Origin of the sequence: Labrys neptuniae, assembly GCF_040797145.1 — a bacterium.
GTDB lineage: Bacteria > Pseudomonadota > Alphaproteobacteria > Rhizobiales > Labraceae > Labrys > Labrys neptuniae.
The window spans coordinates 69,143-88,748 of sequence record NZ_JBFNQD010000006.1 but is presented as its reverse complement, the minus strand read 5'-3'; the positions used below and the strand labels follow the sequence as shown (position 1 = coordinate 88,748).

Here is a 19,606-nt window from a genome sequence, read left to right as displayed (position 1 = left end):
TCTGTGCCCTGAGTGGGAGACAAACGATTGCTTGTTCAAGCCAATCCAACGAAATCACGAGCCGGGAACCGCCCCGCCCCCCTGCATCGCAACGCGCTCTTCGGCCTGACGGCGTTGGCGCTGGGCCTCTTCGCAGCGACCTCGGCCTTCGCCGACCCGGCCAAGCCGGCCAGCAGTGAAGACGGCAAGTATAGCGATGCCGAGGGTGCACCGACCTATAACATCACTGCAGATGGCAATGTGGATTGGTATACCTTCTCCGGCTATCGGCGCTACCATTCCGAATGCACGGTCTGCCACGGCCCCGACGGGGCAGGCTCGACCTATGCGCCGGCGCTCACCGATTCCCTGAAGAAGATGAATTATGAGCAGTTCACCACTGTCGTGGTCCAGGGTCGCAAGGATGTGAGCACGTCGAGCCAGAAGGTGATGCCGACTTTTGGCACGAACCGGAACGTGATGTGCTATCTTGATGACATCTATGTTTATCTGCGGGCGCGCAGCGATGGTGCCCTCGCACGTGTCCGTCCCGAAAAACACGACCCCAAGCCGCAGAGTGCCAAGGATGCCGAAACGGCCTGCATGGCAAACTGAGTCCAGCCTGCTTCTTGTTCCCGGCCTTGTCCTGGCCGGGATGGTGCTCGGTTTGAATTCCGCCAATGCCCAGCAGGTGCCGGAACTCGTCGACAAGGCCAATCTGCGCGTCTGCTCGGACCCTGCCAACATGCCGTTCTCGAACCGCCGCCAGGAAGGGTTCGAGAACCGCATCGCCGAGATCGTCGCCAAGGAGTTGCAGCGGCCGGTGCGCTATTACTGGCTGCAGCAAGGCATGGGCTTCGTGCGCAACACGCTGGGCACCGGCCTGTGCGACGTGATCATCGGGGCCGCCTCGGGCTCCGATCTCACCCAGCACACCAATCCCTACTATGCGTCGACCTATGTCCTCGTGGTCAAGGCGGACGGGCCGCTGGCCGGCGTCACCAAGCTGGAGGATCCCGCCCTCAAGGGCCGTCGATTCGGCATCATCGCCGGCACCCCGCCGGGCGACCACCTGCAGCGTCTTGGCTTGATCGCCAACGCCAGGAGCTATGGGCTGACGCTGGATCAGCAGGACAATGCGGCGGGCAAGGAAGCCATCGACGATCTCGTCGCCGGAAACACCGACGGTGCGCTGCTTTGGGGGCCGATCGCCGGCTATTACGCCAGCAAGGCGGCCAAGCCTCTCAAGGTCATTCCGCTCGTACAGGAAAGCGAGCGCCCGCTCCTGGCCTATCGCATCACCTTCGGCATCCGGGCCAACGAGACGCAATGGAAGCACACGCTCAACGCTGCCATCCGCAAGCATAGCAAGGAGATCGCGCAGGTGCTGTCCGACTATGGGGTGCCGCAGGTTTCCGTCGACAGTCTGCCGGCCGAGCGGCCCAATCTCGCCGCGGGCCAGGTGCAGGAATAAGGCGATGATCAGGCCGATCGCGCGCAGTGCTGTCCTTCTGGTCCTGGCCCTTGCGACACTGCCCGCCCATGCCGGTTCCCCGCCCGAGCCGAGCGGCTATCGTCTCGACGACTACAGGGCACCGACACCGGCGACGCTCGCCGGAGCCACGGTCCTGGATACGGCGCGGGCCGAGGCACTCTGGAAGCAGCGAGGGGCCATCTTCGTCGATGTCCTGCCGCATCCCCCGAAGCCTGCCGAGCTTCCCGCCGGTACGCTATGGCGCGATCCGCCGCATGAAACCATTGTCGGCGCGGTATGGCTGCCGGAAGTCGGGCGCGGTGCTCTGGCGGCGGCGACGGAGGATTATTTCAAGCGTAGCCTGGCCGAGTTGACCCATGGCCGCCGCGAGGAGGCGCTGGTGTTCTTCTGCAAGAAGGACTGCTGGATGTCGTGGAACGCCGCCAAGCGGGCGCTCGGCTATGGCTATGGCCGGGTCTATTGGTATGCCGACGGCGTCGATGGCTGGAAGGGCGCAGGCCTGGCCCTGGAGACGATCAAGCCGCGGCCGTGAACGGCTGTCTTCGTGCCGCCGGCATCAGAAAGGGAGATGGACGATGACCTTTCTTGAAAAACGGGCAGGATCGTGCCCTTCGCGCCGCCGCTTCCTGGGTGGGACGGGGCTGGTCGCGCTCATGCTCCTCGCCATCCCGGGCTGGGCCGAGGCTGGTGACACACCGAGCGAGGCGAGCTGGGAGTCGATCCGCCCGGATCTCTTCGGCGAAAAGACCATCGATGCCGAGCCGGTCTTGCGATTGAGTGCGCCGGTCAGGGCCGAGGATGCGGCGCTGGTGCCGATCGAAGTGCATGTCGACCTGCCGGCGGATGACAGCCGCACGATCAGGGCGATCACCCTGGTGGTGGACGAGAATCCCTCGCCGCTGGTCGCTGCCTTCAAGCTCGGTGAGGGGCGCAGGCAGTTCAGCCTGTCGACGCGCATCCGCGTCAACTCCTATTCCTATATCCGGGCGGTCGGTGAGACCAGCGACGGCAGGCTGCACATGACCAAGGCTTTCGTGAAAGCGGCCGGCGGCTGCTCGGCTCCAGCCGGCAAGGATCCTGTCGAGGCCAAGGCCAATCTGGGTAAGATGCGCTTTCGCGACTTCTCCGGGACGGGCAGCAAGGAAGCCCAGATTCAGATCCGCCACCCCAATTATTCCGGCATGCAGATGGATCAGGTGACGCGGCTCTACACGCCGGCCTGGTTCGTGCAGACCCTGGCGGTCACCCAGGGGCAGAGACCGATCTTCTCTATGGAGGGCGGCATCTCGCTCAGCGAGGATCCGACCTTCCGCTTCAGCTATGACAAGGACGGCCAGCCGATCTCCGTCGATGCCAAGGACACGGAAGGGAACGAGTTCAAGCGCGCCTTTCCCGCGGATGGAGGCAGTTGAGGAACTCTTTGACGTGCCTCCTCGGATCGATCACATAACGTGTCGTGCGCAACATTGCCGCTGAAACACCGCGATGTGATCAGGCCATGACCGAAAGCCCGGAAACGCAGGATACCGTCGAAATCGGTCTCGATGCCAACGAGGCCGTCGTCCTGTTCGAACTGCTGTCGCGCTGGTGCGATCCGAAAACAGATGCCACGCCGGCAGGCACCTGTTTCCAGAGTACAGCCGAATGTGCCGTCCTTCTCGGGCTTCTCGGCCATCTCGAAAAGCAATTGGCTACGCCCTTCAAGCCCGATTACAGGGAGATCGTCGCGCAGGCCCGGCAGCGTCTGGAACCGCTGTGGGATGGCGCGACCCTGAACGGCTGAGTGCCTGGAAATCCTATTTGAAGCAGCGGATCTCGGCTTCGGCCTGGGTGCGCCGGAGATTGGCGACGTCGTCGTCGAACTGCTTGGTGCTGCGGAAGATGGCGGACTGCTGGCCGACACCCTGGCGCATGGACAGGATGGTTTCGGCCCTCTCATAGCCGTCATAGGGCAGGATGGAGGCAATCACGTCGATCGAGCAGGCGCACCGTTCCATGGCTTCCCGCGTCTCGCCATTGGCGGCCATGCAACCGATCACATAGTCGACTCGCGCCTTGGTCGGATAGTCGTTCTCGACCTCAGCGGCGAACGCGGGAGCGGCCGTGGCTGCCAGCATCAGCAATGCCAGAAGCGTGTCAGTCAGGCTTGGCCTCATAGGAAATTCCTTCGTCGAGCAGCGGGCTGTTCTTTCCTGGCGCCGAGACTTCGATGCGGGCGATCTCGCCGGGCAGGTCCCTGGCCACCAGGAATTCGTAGCGCAGCGTGTCCAACCCGTTGAGCCGGGCCTTGTTCGGGTCGTCGCTGAAGGGCTGGATCGAGACGCGCCAGCCGGGAAGGGAGCGGCCCTCGAAGGGGATTTCAGCCGGCTTCACCTCGGCCTTGTCGCGCAGGGCCGTACGGATGGCCGTTTTGAAATAGCGCGGATTGGCCTGGTAGGCCTCGGCGAGCACGCCGATATGATGCTCGAGGAAGAGGCTCAGCACCGGATTGCCGCTCATGTTCTCGAACGGCCCGGCGGCGCGCCGGTGCGCACCGCTGAAGAGCTGGACCTGCACCGTGCGGGTCTGCTCCGTCTCGCCCTTGTCGAGGGTGAGGCGGATGGTATCGTCGAAGGAGGCACCGTAGAGTTTGTCGTCGGCGCTCTTGCGGTGGTAGGCGTAGGTGAGCACCTGGTTGACGGCGGTCTTGTCGAGCTGGGGTTCTTCGAATAGCAGGGTGGCGGCGTCCGGCGTCGCCGCGGCCGCATGGGCAGCACCGGCGAGGACCAGGAGGGCCGGGGCGGACAGCCATGCTCTTCCCGGCTTGCGACGTGCACGATCGTTCATGCCGGCTGTCCTTCCATCGGTCGGGGAGCGGCCGTCATGACGCGGTAGTCATAGGCCGGTGGTGAGGAAACGGCCGATTCGCTGGCGGCCAGGGCCTGCATGCGGTCGTGCCAGGGCGATTTGTGGCAGGCTGGATCGGTCACGCCGGCATCGCCGGTCAGGGCCAGGGCCTGGCAGCGGCAGCCGCCCCAGTCGCGTTCCCGGCGCTCGCAGCTGCGGCAGGGATCCGGCATCCAGTCGGTGCCACGATAGGCATTGAAGGCCGGCGAGTTCAGCCACGCCTCTGCCAGCGTATGCTCACGCACCGACCAGAATTCGAGGTGGGGGATGGTTTCGGCAGCATGGCAGGGCAGGATCTTGCCCGATGGCGTGACGTTGAAGGTTCGCCGCGCCCAGCCGCCGTTGCAGGGCTTGGGATAGGCCGAATAATAGTCGGGCACGACGAGGTCGATGACGATGCGGCCTTTCAGCCTTTCGCGTGCCTCCTCCACCAAAGCGATCGAGGCATCGGCCTCGGCGCGCGTCGGCATCAAGGCGGCGCGGTTGCGCTGCGCCCAGCCGTAATACTGGGTGTGGGCGATTTCGACGCGCTTGGCCTGCATCTCGACGGCAAGATCGATGATGTCGCCAACCTCGCCGATATTGGCGCGATGGATCACGGCATTCATCGTCAGCGGCAGGCCGAGCGCCACCACATGCCGGGCGAAGTCGCGCTTCCTGGCATGGGCTCCGGCCAGGCCGCCGATATGTTCCGCCGTTTGCGCGGTTGCAGCCTGGATCGACAGCTGCACATGGTCGAGACCGGCCTCGGCGAGGGCCTCGAGCCGGGCATCGGCCGCGCCGACACCGGCCGTGATCAAATTGGTGTAGAGGCCGAGTTCGGCACAATGGGCGGTCAGCTCGACGATGTCGGGCCGGGCCGTCGGCTCGCCGCCGGACAGATGCACATGCAGGACGCCGAGGGCGGCGGCCTCCGAGAACACGCGCTTCCAGGTCGCTGTGTCCATTTCCTGCGCGCGGTGGTCGAGTTCGAGCGGGTTGGAGCAATAGGGGCAGCGCAACGGGCAGCGATGGGTGAGCTCGGCCAGCAGGCCGATCGGATTGGGGATGCGGGCGTGGTTCGTCATCGCTCGATCACCCGCTTGGTGAGGAGATCGTCGAGCATGGCGATGACATCGCCCTCGATCACCTCGCGCTTTTCGCCATAGCGTTCGGCGAGCAGATCGCAGATCGCACCGACGCTGCGTTGGCCGTCGACCAGTTCCACCACGCTGGCGGCCACCGCATCGAGGCCGAAGGCACGCTCGGGCGCCAGCAGCATGTGCTTGTTGCGGACGCTGTCGAAGCGGAGCCTGACCCCGCGCGGCAGGCTGGGGACGTCCTCGGCGGAGAGCGTGCTCATGATGCCAGCTCCATGCCTGGAATCCAGGCGCCGGGCGGCGGCAGGCCGGGTGTCACATAGGCGTGATGCAGGCCGTCGAGCTGCGCCCACAGCACGTCACATTTGAAGGCGAGGGCGGCGAGGACGGATTGCTGCAGGGCGATGCTGGTGGCGTGGCGCTTGACATAATCGAGCGCGAAATCGGCATCGCGGGGGGCCTGCGACAGGCGCTTGTCGAAATAGGCGAGGGCCTGAGGGGAGATGAAATCATAGCTCGCCAGCATGCCGGCAAGGCGTTCGGAAATGATGGTGGGCGCGAACAGCTCGGTGAGGGAGGAGGCGATCGCCTCCAGGAGCGAGCGGTCGCGCACGAAATCGACATAGGCTTGCACGGCATAGCGGGTCACCGGCAGCAGGCCGCGGGTGGAGACGACGTAATCGCGCGGGAAATCCAGGCTGTCGGTCAGCTTGAGCCAACGCTCCAGCCCGCCATCGCCATCACCGGTGCCGTCATGATCGACGATGCGCTGGCGCCAGATCCGCCGCAGCCCCGGGTCCTGCATGCGGGCGAGGATAGTGGCGTCCTTCACCGGGATCATGGCCTGGTAGAAATAACGGTTGAGGGCCCAGGCCCTGACCTGGTCGCGGCTCAGCCGGCCGCCATGCAAGGCGGCATGGAAGGGATGGAGATTGTGGTAGCGCCGATGGCCGATATCGCGCAAGGCAGCTTCCAGCGCGGCGGGGGAAAGGAGCGTTGTCATAGCGAAAATACCATGCCGTCATGGGCGACCTGCCAACCCGCCGTCTCGACCGCCTGCCTTTGAGGCGAATCCTCCACCAGGACCGGATTGGTATTGTTGAGATGGATGAAGACCCGCTGTTCCACGGGCAGGCCGGCGAGGGCGGCCATCGATCCGTCGGGGCCGGCAATCGGCATATGACCCATGCGCCGCCCCGTCTTGGTGCCCAAGCCGTGCCGGATCATCTCGTCGTCCTCCCACAGCGTACCGTCGAACAACAACAGATCGGCACCGGCAATGGTTTCGCGCAGCCAGGGCGGCACGTCGGCGCAGCCCGGAATATAGGCGATCCGCCTGCCGCCGCCGGCCAGGATCACGCCCACCGTCGCCTCGCTCTCCTCGCCCAGACGCATCGGTTCGTTCTCGCGCCAGAGCGGCAGTTTTCCCGGAACCGGTACCAGGGTCACGGTCAGGCCCGGCAGGGCCTCAAAGCTCTGGCCCGGCCTTACCGCCTTTCGGTCGACGAGGTCGCGCGCCAGCACGTCGAAGATCCGGTTGCCGGCGAGGCTATCCAGCGTCTCGGCCGTGCCATAGAGCGTGAAAGCCTGGCGCTCGCGCAGGCCCAGCAGGCCGGCAACATGGTCGACATCACCGTTGGTCAAAAGCACCGCAGCAATCGGCGAGTGGCGCGCGGACCCCTTGTGATGCGATGGATCCCCGGGCTGGAGCGCAGGCACAGCCTGGAGTTGCTGGCGGATGTCAGGCGAGGCATTGAGCAAGAGCCAATCCCCCCCGTTTACCGAAACCGCGATACTCGACTGGGTGCGCGGCCGGACCCTAGGATCCCCGGCCCACGCCAGACGGCAGACCGGGCAAGCACAGTTCCATTGCGGAACCCCACCCCCGGCCGCCGCCCCGAGAACGATGGTATGCAAGCTTGCCTGCACGACCCCGATTCCGTTGCTGTCGCCGGTTCAACTTAGAATTCCGGCGGCAGGTCCTCATCGGACATATAGCCCGTCACTTCCATTCCAACGCAGAACTCGATGATTTCAGGTTTGGTCCAGCGCATTTCAATTCCTCCGTTGCTTGGTTTGTGAGCTTTTTCATAAGGAATTTATAAGTATTAATCTTGGATGATACCAAGATCATTACCAACAACACTATCCACGTCTTCCATCAATACCGCAAGTGAAAAACCGCTGGAAAGGAGCGGTTGGATTTTTCAGGCTGTGGGCTATTGCCGTCGCGAAGCGATTTGGTACGGTCTGGCCAACCCCGCAGACTCGCTTTTTTTGCTCGTCCTTGTCATTGGGAGCGGTGCGTGAAGCTCATCCAGGCCGGCGACCTCGACATCGCCTATCTCGAAATCGGTCAGAGCGCCGCCGCCTTCGACAATCCGGATTTCGTCGACATCGTCATCCACTCCTATCGCCATCGCTATGGCGTGGTGCCCGGCGATTCCGCGCTCGGGGCAATCGAGGCGAGGCTGGCCGGCCAGCCCCGTATCGGCGTGCCGACAATCGTGATGCAGGGCGGTGCCGATGGCGTCGACCCGCCCAAGCCGGACGATCACGACGCTCCGCATTTTAGGGGTGCCTATCGGCGCGCCATCCTGCCGGGCATCGGCCACAACTTCCCGCAGGAGGCGCCCGCCGCCTTCGCCGAGGCGCTGCTCTCGCTCGCCTGATGACGGACCGCCAGTCGGGCCGTCGATTCCAAGAGCGTGCTGCCAGCGGCGAGGCGCTCCGGTTAGCCTCTAATGCTATCCGCCGCTTTTCTCACCGTCCCGAGCGGTTGCCCGCCATGTCGAGCATGAAGCCGCGGCCGCGAACCGTGCCGATCAGCGGGCCACCGACGCGGGTGATGTCGGCGAATTTGGTTCTGAGATAGCCGACATAGACATCGACGACATTGAGCGAGACGCCCCCCTGCGTGGCCCAGAGGCGGTCGAAGATCTCGCCGCGCGAGACGGGATGGTTGGCGCTCTGCATCAGCAGGGCGAGCAATTCAGCCTCCCGCTGCGTCAGGCGCACATGCACGGTGCCGTAATGGGCCTGGCGCGTCTCGTGATCGAGCACGAGGCGCCCGACGATCAGGCGCTCATGTTCATCCGAGGTGCCGGACCGATGCAGGAGGTGGGTGCGAAGCCGCGCCACCAATTCATCGAACTGAAAAGGCTTGACGATGTAGTCGTCCGCGCCGGCGGTGAGGCCGTCGACCCGATCCTGCACTTCGTCCTTGGCGCTGACAAACAGGATCGGTCCCGTATAGCCGGTCTCGCGCAAGGCCCGGCAGACATCGAGCCCCGAACCGTCGGGCAGGATCATGTCCAGCACCACCGCGCAGGGGTTGATGTCCCGGGCAGTGTCGAGGGCCTGGTCCGCCCGTTCCACCGTGGTGACGTCGAATCCCTCGACCTTGAGGCCCCTGCTGAGCATCGAGCCAATGTCGGCATCATCTTCGACGAGCAATACATTCATGATGCAAATCCTGTGTGCGTATTCCCTTCGGCGGCTCGAGGCAGCGTGATCGCCACCCGCGTACCGCGCTCGGTGTTTGGATCCGATGCTATAACGATGCTGCCGTGATGTCGCGCGATAACCCACTGGGCCAAGGCCAGGCCGATGCCGAAGCCTGAAGAGGCAGCGCCGTTGCGGCTGACGAAACGCTCGAACACCTGCTCCCGTGCCTCGGCGGGAATGCCGCAGCCATTGTCGCTGACGAAGATGCCGGCGGCGTCCGGGCTATCTTCCAGGCGCACCTCGATGCGTGTGGCGCCCTTGGCATGGCGGATGGCATTGTCGATCAGCCCCTCGATCACCTGGCGGATCCAATCGCCGTCGGCGACGATGTCGCCGGGCGATTCGGGCAGGACGAGCGCAATTTCGAGCTGGTGGCGCCTGGCCACGGGCGCGTAGCTCTCCACGGTGTCCGCCAGCAGGCGCGCCAGGTCGATGCGGCGGAAATCGAGGGTGATCTCGCCGCTTTCCGAGCGCGCGACGCGCAGCATGTCCTCGACGCGCCGATGCAGGCGGAAGGCGCGCTGACGGATGGTGGTGAAAGTCGTGCGGGTTTCCTCGGGGCTGATCGAGGGCGCTCGCAGGGCGATGTCGCATTCGCCCAGCACGACGGTGAGCGGGGTGCGCAGCTCATGGCTGACATCGGCAAAGAAGCGCCGGCGCGAACGGTCGATGCCGGCCAGCCTCTCATTGGCGGTGGTGAGATCGGCCGTGCGCTCGGCCACGATGCGTTCGAGTGCCGCCCTGTCCAGCGACAATTTATGTTCGCGTCTGGCCAGCGAGGCCGCCATGCGGTTGAAGCGCGCCACCAGCAGGCCGAGTTCGTCGCGCGCCCCGACGGCGAGCCTGGTATCGAGCTTGCCGCGACCGATGGCGATGGCGGCGTCGTCGATGGCGCTGATTCGGCGCAGCAGCGGCCGGATGATGCGCTGGTGCAGCAGGATCGCGATCAGAATGGCCAGGATCGCCGCGGCGATGGCCGCGATGGTCAGGCGCTGGGAAGTGCGGGCGATGTCCTCGCGCGCCAGCTTGACGGCCTGCCGCTCGGCCTCGACCAAGGCGGACAAGCGCGGACCAGCGCTGAGGCCGAAGCCGTTGAGGGCACCGCGGATGGTATCGCCGCGGGCCGCGCTATCCGATTGCTCGAGCCCGGCGGTGATGGACGCGTCCAGGCCGGCGATATCCGCGCGCAGCAGTGCCAGCATGCGCTCCGGCGTCTCGACGCGGCCGGGGATGGTTTCGCCCTGCCAGGGGTCGGCGCCGGCCGCCGTCAGCACGGTGTCGATCTGGTTCTTCAGGGCAGTCAGGCGCAGGCGGCTGGAGGCTGCGGTCTGGGCGCTGTCGATGGCGGCAAAGGCATAGTCGGTCAGACGCCCGGAGGCCTCGGCCAGCAGATCGAGCCGGCGCTGCGACACGGTGAGACGCTCGACAGCGAAGTCGGAGGTCCGCACCGCGAACAGCAGGCCGGCCGCCGCCAGCAGGGTCAGCATGGCGGCGCCGGCGATCAGAAAGGAGAGAGAGCCTCGAATCGATCCCATGCCGCCACGAACCACAATTGTTCCGACCATTGTAGTCGGTAGACGATGCACACTTGCCCAGCTGAGGCGCCGACGCAAGGCTGCGGCACCTCGGGCAAAGCGCGTTTTGGACGAAAACGCTTGTTTGCTCCGGCTTCCTGCCGGATGTCGCAAATCGAAAAACGCTGTTGGGAGTGCCGTTTTCAGATGTCGGTGGGCAGGTCCCGCTTGGTGACGCAGCGCCAGTTGCGTATTTTCCATTGCCGGTGCGTGGATTGCCACTGGGCGATGGTTTCCTGTGCATGCAGCAAGCAGGCCATGCTGTCCCGCGTATCCATAGACCAGCTGATACGCTCCTCGCGGCAGGAGTCGGGCGCGCTCATCAGGCAGACGGTCAGGAGAATCCACATGGGGTGCCTCTTGCTGCAGCAAGCGATATTAGCCTGTTCCGGTTTGCAGCTCCAATCAAGCTGCACTTGTGAGCTACCTCCCAGGCGGTAGCCGCGCACCCTCGGAATGCTGCCTGCCCGTTCATGCCGCGGGCATCAGGATCTCGCCCTTGCCGAGCGTGGCTAGGTCGCCGGCCAGGCGCTCGGCCTGCTGGGGGATGAGCTCGGCCGATTGGGGGCGGATGCGTGCTACGGCGCGGCGCAGCAATTCGCCAACCACGAGGCGATGCCGGCCGGTTGCTACGAAGCTCGGCAGCAGGGCGCCATGCGAGGCAGCGATGATGGTGCCTCGTCGCATGCCATAGCCGGGATTGTCGCCGACTTCCGGGGCTATGATGGTGCCGGCTATCAGGCCCGAGCCTGCATAGTCGCCCGCTCGCCCGCCGACGAGGATCAGCCCTCGCCGCATGCGTTCGCCCAACCTGTCGCCCGCATCGCCCTCGATGACGAGGGTCGCGCCGTCGAGGCCATGCATTGCGCCGTGGATGGCGCCGCCCGCCCGTTCGTCCGCGTGGCCGGCGATACGGACGAGCCCACCCCTTGCCGCACTGGCCGCAAACGGACCGGCATTCCCGGTGACCTCGATCGTGCCGCCGCGCATCGCCTGGCCCAGCCGCTGGCCGACATCGCCGTCCACCACGAGGCGGCCGGATTCCAGCCCAGCGCCCGCGAGGTCGAACCGAGGCGAGCCGCCCTCGAAGCGGATCTCCTCGCGTTTGCCGTCCTCGACCGTGAAGATATCGGCCACGACGACACCGAAGCGCGAAGTGCCGATCGGGAGTCTTTCGATGTCCGAAAGCGACAAAGCACCGATGCGATGTGGCACCAGGCCCGAAAGGTCGAGGCGTTCGGGCGGGGTTTCGCGCAGGCGAAAAGTGAGGGCGCTCATGCCAGCAACTCGCGCAGATGAAAGTGATATTTGCCGAGCTTGCCGCCGTAATTGCCGGCGGTGACACGCAGGAGACCGTGCCGCGGTCCCGCTTCGACGGCCGCGTGGAGACCCTGTCTCATCGAGGCGCGCACGGCCTCGGCCGAAAATCCGTCGATGACGATCTCGAGCACCGCTCCGACCTCGGGCGCCAGGGCCGACCGGGCACGGCCCTTCAATGTCGGGCAGTAGGAATCGTTGGTCGAGGCGATCATGCCCTTGGTGCGCCCGCCGACCTTGGAACCGGAGCGCACGATACCGCCCGGAAAAGGCAGGATCGCATCAGGCACGGCTGCTGCGGCGCGGGCCGCGGCTTCGGCCACCGCCAGGGTGCCGGCCTGGTCGCGGCCTAGAAACAGGAGATTGCCGCCACCGACGGCACCCTCGACCAGGCCGGTATCGTGCTCGCAGACGAACTCGCCATCCATCACCGGCACGCGCCAATAGCGATGGCCCCCGATTCGCTTGGCCGTTTCATAGCCGTCGCCGAAATAGCGGATATTGGCGCCTAGCTTGAGGCGCCGCTTGCCGTCGGAACCGGCATAGCAGGCCGAGCCGGGGCTGGTCAGCACACACTGGCCGACACGACGCGCCAGCTGCTTGCCGAGTCCGTCGGCATCGAAGCCGAACAGGAGGACGCGCAGGCCCGGCCTGCCGTCCGGCGTCTCCTCCGGCGAGAGGCTGCGGTCGATGCCGGCCTCGACGCCGCAGCCGATCACCGACGTGGCAAAGCCCGTCAGGCTCGCGGCCGCGATCTCGGCCCAGTGCGGGGTATCGGCCGTCAGCACGATCGCGGTCGCGGCCATGCCGAAGGCCTCGGCGAAAGTATCGTCGATGGCGATGCCGTTGAGCATCAGGTCGGAGCTGGGCGTCAGATCAGAGTTGGGCGTCAGATCAGACATGGCTCGACCTCGAAAACATCTCTTTCGCCAAAGGCCTCCAGGGGCACGGCAAAGCTCTCCAGGCCGGCGCCGAAACGCTCCTCGAGATAGCGGTCGGCATGGCGCGTCATGGCCGGATCGAAGCCCGGCGCCAGGGTCAGGGTGCGGCCGGCCCGCCATCCCAGCGGCTCGCCCTGGCGCAGCACGACCACCCCGTCTTTCAGGACCAGCTCGGCCGAGGCGAACATGGCGGTGCGATCGGCATCCTCGCGGTAGATGGCCACGTCTGCACGGGCGCCCGGCTTGAGATGGCCGCGATCGGCCAGTCCGAGCAGGCGTGCCGGCGCGGCGCGGGTCATGATCGCGATTTCTGCCAGGGTATATTCACGCTCGATCGCAGCAAGACCGCTGCGCTCGCGCACGATGTCCGGCAGGCTCGCCAAAGTGCGATCCCGTTCCGCCTTGTCCATGAGCAGATGGATCAGGCGGGGATAGGCGGTGAACGGACCGCCATTGGGATGGTCGGTCGTCAGCAGCACCCGCCAGGGGTCCGGCGAGAGCAGGAAAAGTTCGAGGCCGATGGCAAATTGCAGCGCGTTGATGCCGGAGTTGCGTCTGTAGCGATAGGGCACGATGCCGCCACCCTCGGCATCGCCGTCGACCAGGATCCACTTGCGTGGCCGGCCGGCCTTGCGGCTGGAGAATTGCCGGAGAATGTCGAGGGAGATCGTGCAGGTCTGGCCGAACACCACCTGGCCGACATCGATGGTTGCGTTGGGGTTCGCCGCCAGGGCCGCGCAGACCTCGGCGGCGGCCGAGACGATCCCGCCGCTCTCGTGCCGGCCATAGCTGTAGAACTGGGCATGGGCGAAATGGACGGGGCGTCCCTCCGCTGCCTTGATGGTCGCGATCAGCGTATCGACGGCACCGGGCAGGCCGAGATTGTTGCAATGGACATGGAGGGGATGCGGCACGCCGATGGCCGTGGTCGCATCGAGCAGGGCCGTGAGGATCTGGCGCGAGGTCAGGCCATAGCTCGGCACCTCGTCGTCGAGCCCGAAGGTGCGGACATTCTGCTTGAACGCCGCTGCCCCGCCGGCATTGATGACCTTCACCCCGAGCCCGCGCGAGGTCGCCAGCGTCAAGGCCGTGAGGTCGCGCACCGCCTGGGCGCCTTCCTTGCGCCGAAGCAGGGAGAGCAGCTGGTCGTCATTGCCGAGCACGCTGAGCGCGCCGCGGTCGATCAGGGGAATGTCGTCGAGTTCGAGATGGGTCGCCAGGGCGGCACTGGGCGCCAGCGCCGGCTCGATCACCGTGGTATAGCCCATGCGCGTGTAGAGGCGACCGGTCTCGAAACCCGACCAGCGCGCGGTCGAGAAGGGCAGGGCCGGGTCGCCGGCGGTTTCGCTGACATGGAGTTCGGGCAGCAGCAGGCGCGCCAGGGTCACGTTGCCGCCGGCAATATGGGAATGGACGTCGATACCGCCGGCCATCACCACGCAGCCGCGCGCGTCGATCACCGTGTCTGCGACGGCCTGCACCGGCTTTTCGACGATGCGCTCGTCCTGGATCCACAGATCCGCCTTGCCGTCCCGACCGGAGACGGGATCGATGATGCGGCCGCCCGCGATGCGCGTCAGCATGATCCCGGTCCCTTCTCGCCGATTGCGGTTTGAATGGCGTCGAGGATCTCGGCGGCATCGGTGTTTCGAGGAGAAGGGCCGCTCCCGATGGTTGCGAGCGTGCCGCGACGTTCGTCGAAGCAGACGGCCGTACCGGACTCGCCCGGAACGGCGACCTCGATCACGATGCCGGCCTGCGCCTCGTCGGGGCGCCCGGCGAGCACGATGGCGGGAATGCCGGCCGGCGGCGTCTCGCCATGGGCCTGGGCACAGAGCCACAGCGCCGCATCGGCTTCCCCGCTCGCCACCAGGCGGCGAGCGTCGAAGCGCCAGGGATCGTGCTCGGGATAGCCGCGTCCCAGCCCGACACGCGGCGCATCGCCGGTCGTCCAGCTGCCGACCGCCAGGGCCAACCGCGCCGCGGCGGGCACGCCGAGCGGCAGGCTGGAGAAGCGGGTCTCGTCATTGAGGTCCTTGACCAGACCCTGCAGCATGCCGACGGCCGGTTCGCCCAATTCCTGGGGATCGTAGACCGCGACCCCGAAATGGGTGGCCTTGATCTTGCCGGCAAGGCCGTTGAGTTCTGCCGTTTCCGGGCTTGGCGCCAATCGGCCGGCCGCGAGGGCGCGCAGCAGCGCAAGCTGCCCGGCAAGGGCGTCAGGGGCCGCTTCCAGCCGAAGGACGTCGCGTTCGGCTACGCCGGCCAGGGGAGCGGGGGCCGCCACGAGCTCGGCAAGCAAGGGGTTGGTGGCGACCCGACGCCCGACCACCAGCAGCCGGTCGGCGCGGGCACGCGCCTCGGCCCAGGTGGTGGTCATCGCGCCACGGGCGGCAAGGGCGCCGAGATCGGCATAGAGCGCATCCGAGCCCTCGCAGTCGATCGCAGCGCCGATATGGAAGGCAAGCCGGTAGGCCGCGCGCACCGCCGCCACATCGCCGGACAGCCCGCCGACGATGGGCAGGCGCGCCCCGCCCAGCATGCGCGCCGCAGCGGCGATGGCCTCGTGCTGATCAACCGGTTGGCCTTCGATCCAGGCGCGCATCCGTGTGCCGTCTCCTGCCTTTCATTTTCGCTATAGCTAACAACCACCTCAGCGTTCGGCCAAGTACCTCGATGCTCTCTGGCAAATTTATAAGAATAATATGGATTATTTCTAAGAAATCGCTGCGTTGCCAACGATGTTTATTTGTTATGATATTTTCCTATTGGGGAGGCCGCGCCGATGTACCAGCAGAAGGGAACGACCTTACCCGGATTCGAGTCCGCCTCCCTGGCAAGTCCCGCTTCGATCCGGGTAAGGGCGAGTGCGCGCCTGCATCTCGGTTTTCTCGATCTCCATGGCGGTCTCGGTCGCCGTTTCGGCAGCCTGGGGCTGGCCGTGAGCAGCCCTGCCGTGGATCTCGTCGTATCGGATGCCGAACGCCTGATCGCCGAGGGGGAGGAAGCCGAACGCGTACTGCGCTATGCGGAAGCGGCGGCACACCATCTCCAGGTCGAGCCGCGCGGCCATTTTCGGCTGCGGCGCAGCATCATGCCCCATGCCGGCCTCGGCTCTGGGACGCAGATCGCCCTGGCGGTCGCGGCGGGCCTTGCCAGACTGCGGGGGCGGCCCTTTCAGGCGCGCGACGCCGCAGAGGCGCTCGACAGGGGCAATCGTTCTTCCGCCGGCTTGGCCGCGTTCGAAAAAGGCGGCCTGGTTCTCGATGGCGGACGTGGCGAGGATGATCGCGCCCCTCCGATTCTGGCCCGCCTGCCCTTTCCCGAGGATTGGCGGGTGCTGCTGGTCTTCGACACCTCATCCCACGGCCTGCATGGCGAGGCCGAGGTCAGCGCCTTCCGGCAGTTGCCGCCCTTTCCCGAGGCGGCCGCAGCACATCTGTGCCGTCTTGCCCTGATGCGCATCCTGCCGGCCGCGGCCGGCAGGGATGTCGAGGCTTTCGGTGCCGGCGTGGCCGAGCTGCAGCGCGTGGTGGGTGATCACTTTGCGTCGGCGCAGGGCGGTCGCTTCACCAGTCCGATCGTCACCAAGGTGCTGGCCGCCTGCGAGCAGCGGGGCTTTGGCGGCATCGGGCAAAGTTCCTGGGGCCCCACCGGTTTCGTGATTATCGGTTCCGACAGCGAGGCACGCCGGCTGGTCGCCGAACTGAAGGCCGACGGGTTGCCGCCAGGCATTCGCCTGGAGGTCGTCCGCGGACGCAACCAGGGTGCTCAGGTGCGGATCAACCGTGACCATGCGCTCAAGAGGAGGCTCGCGTTCTGATGGCCCGATCGATCCTGCATATGCTCTCGCCGCTCAAGCATATGAGTCCCTTCGACGTCAACATGGCGGTCGATGCCGGTTTCGATGTCGTCATTCCCTATACGGGTGTGATGTTGGAGGAAATCCGGCCGCTGGTGCAGGACGCCATCTTCTCGCGGGCGCCGGGCGATGGCAGCCGCACCTCGATCTTCATCGGAGGCAAGAACGGCGGCCTTGCGCTCGACATGCTCGATGCCGCACAGAAGGCCTTCGTGCCGCCTTTCGCCCTCAATCTGTTCACCGATCCGGCCGGCTCCTTCACCACGGGCGCGGCCATGGTCGCCAAGGTCAGGGCCGTGCTGAGGGACAAGCATGGCGGCGAACTGGCCGGCCGCAAGGTCGTGATCTTCGGCGGCACCGGTGTCGTCGCCTATTGCGCCGGCGTACTGGTTGCGCTCGAGGGCAGCCACGCCGTGCTGGCGGGCCATGACGGCACCAAGCGAGTGAGCGACATTGCCGCTGGCATCAAGCAGCGCTTCGGCGTCGATATCGGGTATGCCGATGGCAGCACGCCCGAGGCACGCCGGGCGGCGGTCGCCGGTGCCGAAATCGTCCTGTCCAGCGGGCCCGCCGGTGTGAACATCCTTTCCGCGGCCGATCTCGAGTCCGTGCCGGGCCTGCTGGTCGCCGCCGATGTCAACGCCGTCCCGCCGGCAGGGGTGGAGGGCGTCGGCGTGATGGCCAATGGCGAGCCTTTTGGACATGGCAAGGCGCTGGCGGTCGGTGCGCTTGCGATCGGAAACGTCAAATACAAGACCGAACTCGGCCTGTTCCGTCGCCTTCTGGCAACCGAGAAGCCGATCAGCCTGGATTTTCGCGATGCGTACAAGCTTGCCCTCGAGATCGCAGGGTGAGGGCGCCAGCGTCCTGATCGCCGCCCAGTCGGGCCGCGGCCTTGCCGCTGCAGCCAGGCGCGCGGGGTACAGGCCGCTGGTTGTCGACCTCTTCGGTGACAGCGATACCAGAGCCCTGGCCGCGGGCTATCGCCAGGTCAAGGGTCGGTTCGGCGTGGGTGTCGCCGGCCTTGCCGTCCTCGACGCGTTGGACCAATTGGCGCTTGCCAGTGCCGGGCCGCCTCTCGGCGTCGTTCTCGGCAGCGGCTTTGAAGCCAGCCCCGCCTTGATCCAGGCCATCGATGAGCGCTTCGGCCTGATCGGTGCCAGTGCCGACACGGTGGCCAGCCTGAAGAATCCGATAGGCTTTGCGCGCCTGCTGGCGGAACTCGGCATCGGCCACCCACAGGTCCGGCTGGAGCCGGTCGCCTCGTCCTCGGGCTGGCTGTCCAAGCGTCGCGGCGGTTCGGGCGGAAGTCATATCCGCAAGGCCCGCCCCAACAGGGTGGTGCGCGGGAGCTATCTGCAGCGGGCGGTCGAGGGGGAGCCGGTTTCCGTCGCCTTCCTCGCCGATGGCCACCGGGCTCAGATGATCGCCCGCACGCGTCAATGGGTTTCGCCCGGCCGGGGGGCGGCATGGCGCTATGGCGGCGCCATCGAGCCGGGCGGGCCGCTTGCGATCGATCCTGAGATTGAGATGGCGATCGGCCGGATCGTGGCGGCCACCCGGTTGCGAGGCCTCGCCAGCGCCGACCTGATGGTGACGCCGGATCGCTGGTGGCTGCTGGAGATCAATCCGCGGCCGGGCGCTACGCTCGATTGCCTCGACCGGCGGAAGACGCCGCTGTTCGAGCGCCATTGCCGTGCAAGCCGAGGCGAATTGGGCGTGTTCGAGGCCCCTCCGGAGGCGGCCGCCGGCACCATGATCGTCTATGCCGACAGGCCTGTCGCCAGGGTGCCCGACATCGCATGGCCGGCTTTCGTGGCGGACCGGCCGGAGCGCGCCAGCGCGATCAAGGCCGGGGCGCCGATCTGCACCGTCGCCGCCACAGGCGGGGAAGCTGTTGAGGTTCGACGTCTGCTCGACCAGCGTGGTGCGGACATCATCCGTCTCGTTCAAGAGGAGAGAATTCCCGCGTGACGATTTTTCTGCAGCCCCCAAGCGTCAATGCCCTGGCCAGACCGTTGGTCGACAGCCTCGTCGCCGATGCGGCGGGTCTGCGGCTGACCGTCAGCGCGGGCCCGGGCGGATGTCGCTTCATCGATGCCGGTGCCGGTGTTCCCGGCTCCATCGAAGCGGGCCGCCGGGTTGCTGAGATCTGCCTGGCGGGGCTCGGCCGTGTATCGATCGCGCCCACGGGGCCGGTGGAGCGCTGGCCCTTCTCCGTCAATGTGCAGACGACCAATCCCGTCCTGGCGTGTCTCGGCTGCCAATATGCCGGCTGGAGCCTGCGCGCCGGAAGCGGCAAGGAGGCCTATTTCGCGCTTGGCTCGGGGCCGGGACGCGCTGCCGCGCGGGTGGAGCCTCTCTTCGTGGAACTGGGCTACAGCGACGAGGCCGACAGTGCCGTCCTGATCCTGGAAACCGCCTCGCCGCCACCGGAGACCGTGGTGCGCAACGTTGCGGAAGCGACGCGGCTGGCGCCCGAAGCCCTCACCTTCATCTATGCGCCGACCCAGAGCCTGGCCGGGGCGACCCAGGTCGTCAGCCGCGTGCTCGAGGTCGCGCTGCACAAGGCGCACAGCCTCGGTTTTCCGCTTGCCGATATCGTCGATGGCTTGGGCACGGCGCCCTTGGCGCCGCCGACGCCGGATTTCGTACGCGCCATGGGCCGCACCAACGATGCGATCATCTATGGCGGGCGTGTCCACCTGTTCGTGGCCGGCACCGCCCAGGCCGCCAAATCGCTGGCTGAAGCCCTGCCGAGTCCCACCTCCCGCGACCACGGCAAGCCCTTCGCCGAGATTTTCAGCCGTTTCAAGGGAGACTTCTATGCCATCGATCCGCATCTGTTCAGCCCGGCGGAGGTCATCGTCACCGCACTCGAGAACGGCGAGACCTTCCGCGGCGGCCATCTGATGCCGGACCTGGTGGATGCCTCCTTCTCGTAGCATCGAACGCCGAGCTCACAG

At 66.3% G+C, this 19,606-nt stretch carries 22 protein-coding genes and 1 pseudogene; 10 read left to right on the top strand and 13 right to left on the bottom strand.

The features are described 5' to 3' along the window. The first annotated feature begins 114 nt into the window (after nucleotides 1–114). The 5 genes from ABXS05_RS18405 (at nucleotide 115) to ABXS05_RS18385 (ending at nucleotide 3,257) form a co-directional block, all read left to right on the top strand. Nucleotides 115–594: a c-type cytochrome, methanol metabolism-related gene (locus ABXS05_RS18405; protein ID WP_376717733.1), complete on the top strand. Its 480-nt coding sequence runs from the start codon at nucleotides 115–117 to the stop codon at nucleotides 592–594. A gap of 43 nt (nucleotides 595–637) precedes the next feature. Then, nucleotides 638–1,453: a substrate-binding domain-containing protein gene (locus ABXS05_RS18400; RefSeq protein ID WP_367624947.1), complete on the top strand. Its 816-nt coding sequence runs from the start codon at nucleotides 638–640 to the stop codon at nucleotides 1,451–1,453. Between the two features lie 4 nt (nucleotides 1,454–1,457). Further along, a complete protein-coding gene (locus tag ABXS05_RS18395; protein WP_367624946.1) occupies nucleotides 1,458–2,006 on the top strand; it encodes a PQQ-dependent catabolism-associated CXXCW motif protein in 549 nt (182 codons plus the stop codon). A 43-nt stretch (nucleotides 2,007–2,049) separates the two neighbouring features. After that, on the top strand, nucleotides 2,050–2,886 hold the full coding sequence (locus ABXS05_RS18390) for a quinoprotein dehydrogenase-associated SoxYZ-like carrier (RefSeq protein ID WP_367624945.1): 837 nt from the start codon (nucleotides 2,050–2,052) through the stop codon (nucleotides 2,884–2,886). Nucleotides 2,887–2,972: 86 nt separating this feature from the next. Continuing rightward, nucleotides 2,973–3,257 carry a hypothetical protein gene (locus ABXS05_RS18385; protein ID WP_311940504.1) on the top strand — a complete coding sequence of 95 codons (285 nt, stop codon included), beginning with the start codon at nucleotides 2,973–2,975 and terminating at the stop codon, nucleotides 3,255–3,257. Between the two features lie 13 nt (nucleotides 3,258–3,270). On the opposite strand, the gene ABXS05_RS18380 is transcribed toward ABXS05_RS18385, so the two are convergent. The 6 genes and pseudogenes from ABXS05_RS18380 to pqqA all read right to left on the bottom strand — a co-directional run bounded on the left by ABXS05_RS18380 (nucleotide 3,271) and on the right by pqqA (nucleotide 7,493). Further along, nucleotides 3,271–3,630 (bottom strand): hypothetical protein, encoded by a 360-nt coding sequence (locus tag ABXS05_RS18380; RefSeq protein ID WP_376717729.1) that lies wholly within the window; start codon nucleotides 3,628–3,630, stop codon nucleotides 3,271–3,273. Further along, nucleotides 3,611–4,300: a hypothetical protein gene (locus tag ABXS05_RS18375; protein WP_311940506.1), complete on the bottom strand. Its 690-nt coding sequence runs from the start codon at nucleotides 4,298–4,300 to the stop codon at nucleotides 3,611–3,613. The genes ABXS05_RS18380 and ABXS05_RS18375 overlap by 20 nt, the downstream gene beginning before the upstream one ends. After that, nucleotides 4,297–5,427 (bottom strand): pyrroloquinoline quinone biosynthesis protein PqqE, encoded by a 1,131-nt coding sequence (pqqE, locus tag ABXS05_RS18370; protein ID WP_311940508.1) that lies wholly within the window; start codon nucleotides 5,425–5,427, stop codon nucleotides 4,297–4,299. The genes ABXS05_RS18375 and pqqE overlap by 4 nt, the downstream gene beginning before the upstream one ends. Beyond that, a pseudogene (gene pqqC / locus ABXS05_RS18365) lies at nucleotides 5,424–6,442 on the bottom strand (pyrroloquinoline-quinone synthase PqqC). The gene pqqE and the pseudogene pqqC overlap by 4 nt, the downstream one beginning before the upstream one ends. Further along, a complete protein-coding gene (gene pqqB, locus ABXS05_RS18360) occupies nucleotides 6,439–7,356 on the bottom strand; it encodes a pyrroloquinoline quinone biosynthesis protein PqqB (RefSeq protein WP_367624944.1) in 918 nt (305 codons plus the stop codon). The pseudogene pqqC and the gene pqqB overlap by 4 nt, the downstream one beginning before the upstream one ends. A gap of 44 nt (nucleotides 7,357–7,400) precedes the next feature. Continuing rightward, nucleotides 7,401–7,493 (bottom strand): pyrroloquinoline quinone precursor peptide PqqA, encoded by a 93-nt coding sequence (gene pqqA, locus ABXS05_RS18355; RefSeq protein ID WP_068288997.1) that lies wholly within the window; start codon nucleotides 7,491–7,493, stop codon nucleotides 7,401–7,403. 252 nt (nucleotides 7,494–7,745) lie between these two features. Here pqqA and ABXS05_RS18350 point away from each other — a divergent pair, with 252 nt between their 5' ends. Beyond that, nucleotides 7,746–8,111 (top strand): alpha/beta fold hydrolase, encoded by a 366-nt coding sequence (locus tag ABXS05_RS18350; RefSeq protein WP_367624943.1) that lies wholly within the window; start codon nucleotides 7,746–7,748, stop codon nucleotides 8,109–8,111. Nucleotides 8,112–8,202: 91 nt separating this feature from the next. On the opposite strand, the gene ABXS05_RS18345 is transcribed toward ABXS05_RS18350, so the two are convergent. The 7 genes from ABXS05_RS18345 to ABXS05_RS18315 form a co-directional block, all read right to left on the bottom strand. Next, on the bottom strand, nucleotides 8,203–8,904 hold the full coding sequence (locus ABXS05_RS18345; protein WP_367624942.1) for a response regulator transcription factor: 702 nt from the start codon (nucleotides 8,902–8,904) through the stop codon (nucleotides 8,203–8,205). Next, nucleotides 8,901–10,481, bottom strand: coding sequence for a sensor histidine kinase (locus tag ABXS05_RS18340; protein ID WP_311940515.1), 1,581 nt, complete (start codon nucleotides 10,479–10,481; stop codon nucleotides 8,901–8,903). Before ABXS05_RS18340 ends, ABXS05_RS18345 begins: the two co-directional genes overlap by 4 nt. Nucleotides 10,482–10,663: 182 nt before the next feature. Further along, nucleotides 10,664–10,870 carry a hypothetical protein gene (locus ABXS05_RS18335; protein ID WP_311940517.1) on the bottom strand — a complete coding sequence of 69 codons (207 nt, stop codon included), beginning with the start codon at nucleotides 10,868–10,870 and terminating at the stop codon, nucleotides 10,664–10,666. Nucleotides 10,871–10,991: 121 nt separating this feature from the next. Continuing rightward, nucleotides 10,992–11,798, bottom strand: coding sequence for a formylmethanofuran dehydrogenase subunit C (locus ABXS05_RS18330; RefSeq protein WP_367624941.1), 807 nt, complete (start codon nucleotides 11,796–11,798; stop codon nucleotides 10,992–10,994). Next, nucleotides 11,795–12,739 (bottom strand): formylmethanofuran--tetrahydromethanopterin N-formyltransferase, encoded by a 945-nt coding sequence (fhcD, locus tag ABXS05_RS18325; protein ID WP_311940520.1) that lies wholly within the window; start codon nucleotides 12,737–12,739, stop codon nucleotides 11,795–11,797. Before fhcD ends, ABXS05_RS18330 begins: the two co-directional genes overlap by 4 nt. Further along, nucleotides 12,727–14,361 (bottom strand): formylmethanofuran dehydrogenase subunit A, encoded by a 1,635-nt coding sequence (locus tag ABXS05_RS18320; RefSeq protein ID WP_367624940.1) that lies wholly within the window; start codon nucleotides 14,359–14,361, stop codon nucleotides 12,727–12,729. Before ABXS05_RS18320 ends, fhcD begins: the two co-directional genes overlap by 13 nt. Continuing rightward, complete coding sequence (locus tag ABXS05_RS18315) at nucleotides 14,355–15,383, bottom strand: formyltransferase (RefSeq protein ID WP_367624939.1); 1,029 nt, start codon at nucleotides 15,381–15,383, stop codon at nucleotides 14,355–14,357. Before ABXS05_RS18315 ends, ABXS05_RS18320 begins: the two co-directional genes overlap by 7 nt. A 180-nt stretch (nucleotides 15,384–15,563) precedes the next feature. Here ABXS05_RS18315 and ABXS05_RS18310 point away from each other — a divergent pair, with 180 nt between their 5' ends. Genes ABXS05_RS18310 through mch form a run of 4 tightly spaced genes read left to right on the top strand, consistent with a single transcriptional unit; the run spans nucleotide 15,564 to nucleotide 19,585 of the window. Next, entirely contained in the window at nucleotides 15,564–16,601 is a 1,038-nt protein-coding gene (locus tag ABXS05_RS18310; protein ID WP_367624938.1) for a beta-ribofuranosylaminobenzene 5'-phosphate synthase family protein, read from the top strand. After that, complete coding sequence (locus tag ABXS05_RS18305; RefSeq protein WP_367624937.1) at nucleotides 16,601–17,494, top strand: NAD(P)-dependent methylenetetrahydromethanopterin dehydrogenase; 894 nt, start codon at nucleotides 16,601–16,603, stop codon at nucleotides 17,492–17,494. Before ABXS05_RS18310 ends, ABXS05_RS18305 begins: the two co-directional genes overlap by 1 nt. Then, nucleotides 17,460–18,614 carry an ATP-grasp domain-containing protein gene (locus ABXS05_RS18300; RefSeq protein WP_367624936.1) on the top strand — a complete coding sequence of 385 codons (1,155 nt, stop codon included), beginning with the start codon at nucleotides 17,460–17,462 and terminating at the stop codon, nucleotides 18,612–18,614. The genes ABXS05_RS18305 and ABXS05_RS18300 overlap by 35 nt, the downstream gene beginning before the upstream one ends. Next, on the top strand, nucleotides 18,611–19,585 hold the full coding sequence (gene mch / locus ABXS05_RS18295) for a methenyltetrahydromethanopterin cyclohydrolase (protein ID WP_311940530.1): 975 nt from the start codon (nucleotides 18,611–18,613) through the stop codon (nucleotides 19,583–19,585). Before ABXS05_RS18300 ends, mch begins: the two co-directional genes overlap by 4 nt. Nucleotides 19,586–19,606: the final 21 nt, after the last annotated feature.

What these genes read in the sequence shown, in the direction of transcription:
- ABXS05_RS18395 (WP_367624946.1), top strand. Translation starts at nt 1,458, where the DNA reads ATGATCAGGCCGATCGCGCGCAGTGCTGTCCTTCTGGTCCTGGCCCTT.
- ABXS05_RS18390 (WP_367624945.1), top strand. Translation starts at nt 2,050, where the DNA reads ATGACCTTTCTTGAAAAACGGGCAGGATCGTGCCCTTCGCGCCGCCGC.
- ABXS05_RS18385 (WP_311940504.1), top strand. Translation starts at nt 2,973, where the DNA reads ATGACCGAAAGCCCGGAAACGCAGGATACCGTCGAAATCGGTCTCGAT.
- ABXS05_RS18380 (WP_376717729.1), bottom strand. Translation starts at nt 3,630, where the DNA reads ATGAGGCCAAGCCTGACTGACACGCTTCTGGCATTGCTGATGCTGGCA.
- ABXS05_RS18375 (WP_311940506.1), bottom strand. Translation starts at nt 4,300, where the DNA reads ATGAACGATCGTGCACGTCGCAAGCCGGGAAGAGCATGGCTGTCCGCC.
- pqqE (WP_311940508.1), bottom strand. Translation starts at nt 5,427, where the DNA reads ATGACGAACCACGCCCGCATCCCCAATCCGATCGGCCTGCTGGCCGAG.
- pqqA (WP_068288997.1), bottom strand. Translation starts at nt 7,493, where the DNA reads ATGCGCTGGACCAAACCTGAAATCATCGAGTTCTGCGTTGGAATGGAA.
- ABXS05_RS18345 (WP_367624942.1), bottom strand. Translation starts at nt 8,904, where the DNA reads ATGAATGTATTGCTCGTCGAAGATGATGCCGACATTGGCTCGATGCTC.
- ABXS05_RS18340 (WP_311940515.1), bottom strand. Translation starts at nt 10,481, where the DNA reads ATGGGATCGATTCGAGGCTCTCTCTCCTTTCTGATCGCCGGCGCCGCC.
- ABXS05_RS18335 (WP_311940517.1), bottom strand. Translation starts at nt 10,870, where the DNA reads ATGTGGATTCTCCTGACCGTCTGCCTGATGAGCGCGCCCGACTCCTGC.
- ABXS05_RS18330 (WP_367624941.1), bottom strand. Translation starts at nt 11,798, where the DNA reads ATGAGCGCCCTCACTTTTCGCCTGCGCGAAACCCCGCCCGAACGCCTC.
- fhcD (WP_311940520.1), bottom strand. Translation starts at nt 12,739, where the DNA reads ATGTCTGATCTGACGCCCAACTCTGATCTGACGCCCAGCTCCGACCTG.
- ABXS05_RS18320 (WP_367624940.1), bottom strand. Translation starts at nt 14,361, where the DNA reads ATGCTGACGCGCATCGCGGGCGGCCGCATCATCGATCCCGTCTCCGGT.
- ABXS05_RS18315 (WP_367624939.1), bottom strand. Translation starts at nt 15,383, where the DNA reads ATGCGCGCCTGGATCGAAGGCCAACCGGTTGATCAGCACGAGGCCATC.
- ABXS05_RS18310 (WP_367624938.1), top strand. Translation starts at nt 15,564, where the DNA reads ATGTACCAGCAGAAGGGAACGACCTTACCCGGATTCGAGTCCGCCTCC.
- ABXS05_RS18305 (WP_367624937.1), top strand. Translation starts at nt 16,601, where the DNA reads ATGGCCCGATCGATCCTGCATATGCTCTCGCCGCTCAAGCATATGAGT.
- ABXS05_RS18300 (WP_367624936.1), top strand. Translation starts at nt 17,460, where the DNA reads ATGCGTACAAGCTTGCCCTCGAGATCGCAGGGTGAGGGCGCCAGCGTC.